Source organism: Micrococcus sp. ACRRV, assembly GCF_022346985.1.
GTDB classification, from domain to species: domain Bacteria; phylum Actinomycetota; class Actinomycetes; order Actinomycetales; family Micrococcaceae; genus Micrococcus; species Micrococcus porci.
Map to the genome: position 1 here is coordinate 1 of NZ_JAKRNH010000230.1, position 514 is coordinate 514.

Genomic DNA, 514 nt, shown 5'->3' on the forward strand with positions numbered 1-514 from the left:
CTGCCCGACGGCGCCGCGATCGCCCGCCCCTGGAGCGACCCGACGTGATCTCACTGGTCTCCGGGCGCACCGCCCTGCTCGCGCTCGCCGCCGCCGTGCTCGGCTGGCTGGCGGCGCTCACCGCGCCCTCCCTCGGCCTGGCGGCGCCCGTCATGCACCTCGCGGCGCTGGTCACGGTGGTGGCCGTGGGCGTGCTCTGTCTCGTCCTGGGGTGGCGGGTGCGCCGGGACCGTGACCGGCCGCTGGCCCAGCGCATGGACCCGCTCGCCGCGGCCCGCACGCTCGTGCTCGGCCAGGCTTCCGGGCTCACCGGCGCCGGGCTGGCCGGCTGGCACGCGGGCGTCGGCCTGGAGGTCGCCTCCCGGGCCGGGATCGAGGCCCCGGCCGTGCTCACCGCCGGACTGCTCGCCCTCGGCGGGGCGGCCCTGTTGACGGTGGGCGTCGTCGTCGAACGCTGGTGCAGGATCCCCCCTGAGGGGGACGGCGCCGAGCCCGGCGCGGGGCAGGATGGGGG

The 514-nt window shown here is 79.2% G+C and carries 1 protein-coding gene; it reads left to right on the forward strand.

Going from position 1 to position 514, the window contains the following annotated elements:
* Positions 1–44 precede the first annotated feature (44 nt).
* Positions 45–514: DUF3180 domain-containing protein (locus MHY29_RS12250; RefSeq protein ID WP_239241602.1), on the forward strand; the 470-nt coding region annotated here is incomplete at its 3' end.